Source organism: Psychromonas hadalis ATCC BAA-638, from assembly GCF_000420245.1.
Classification (GTDB): domain Bacteria; phylum Pseudomonadota; class Gammaproteobacteria; order Enterobacterales; family Psychromonadaceae; genus Psychromonas; species Psychromonas hadalis.
The window spans coordinates 1-1,107 of record NZ_ATUO01000346.1; the positions used below are offsets into that span (position 1 = coordinate 1).

Annotated in this window: 1 protein-coding gene; it reads right to left on the minus strand. The window is 36.8% G+C overall.

The annotated features are described in order from the left end of the window. Window positions 1–325: 325 nt before the first annotated feature. Window positions 326–718 carry a hypothetical protein gene (locus G322_RS0119495; protein ID WP_022943313.1) on the minus strand — a complete coding sequence of 131 codons (393 nt, stop codon included), beginning with the start codon at window positions 716–718 and terminating at the stop codon, window positions 326–328. Window positions 719–1,107: the final 389 nt, after the last annotated feature.

The following is a 1,107-nucleotide window of genomic DNA, read 5'->3' on the forward strand; positions in this document are numbered from 1 at the left end:
CCTCATAAAAAAGCCGAATATATGGCTGCAATGCACTCTATTTCAACGATCAAAATTGTCTTGCAATCGGAGAGGGTCCATATATGGTATAAGTTAATAGAAGATATACTAGCAAGTATAAAATATTGAATAGCTCTGACCGTGATAACGTTAAGGAAGAAATTGAGATATTAACAGATTCACGTATGCAGAAAGATCTGGACATCCACAAAATTTGACTGAATTTCAAGCTTAATCTATAGCTAAATCTTATCAACTGCCTACAAAACAGGCAAAACAAAGGTTTCGCCTTTAAACATATTACCTCACGCAAGTTTTATCTTATTTACAAGGCAATCTGCTGTTTTACCCAAACTTTCGCATCACACAGATTTTCAAAAAACTGACACGGTTCTCCTGCCTTTTTATATATTTTATCCAGATGTCTCTTGCCTAATCCAGGGAAGTTGGAGTCTTTTAAAATAACCGCTGTAGCAACCCTTCCATGTAACTTGTCATATTCTATAGACTCAATTAGCAGATCAGCGGCATCCGGTGTATAGATCGGATCACCGTTGAAAATAGTGATAACAGCCCACTTTTGGCTAATACGTCGCTTTTGTTCCACTCCTGCAGTATCAAATGAAAGTAATAATGCTTCTCTGTTCCACGGCCCCGTACCTTCAATAATTAAAATATTATCTTCTAGTTTAATATTTAATATTCCATGTTCTAACATTTTTTATCAACCGTTAAGGGGTTAAATACCAGCATGAATGCCTGCCGATAAAGGATTAACACAGTTGCGTATTCTCATGAGATTAAGTTGTAATCTTTTATTCAAGATTCGTCAATAGTTTCGCACCAATTTTACGCATCGACTCGCCTTTTAACTCAAATCACTCGGCACTGTGTAACCTACCCATAATGGCATCTACATAAATTAACTCATGCCATTTATAAAGTGGTAACTGACTCATTAATAGACCGTTATCAAACACCAGCAGAGGTATTTAGGTGACTAAACTGGTGCACTTATACCATTCTGCTTAATATAATGATCAGGTTTTACGCAGGGTAAATGACTAAGGTCAAGGCGCATGATTGAGTAATAGCCGGCTATTGCGA

Excerpts from the sequence above, each read along its gene's own strand:
- G322_RS0119495 (WP_022943313.1), bottom strand. The coding sequence starts at position 718 with ATGTTAGAACATGGAATATTAAATATTAAACTAGAAGATAATATTTTA.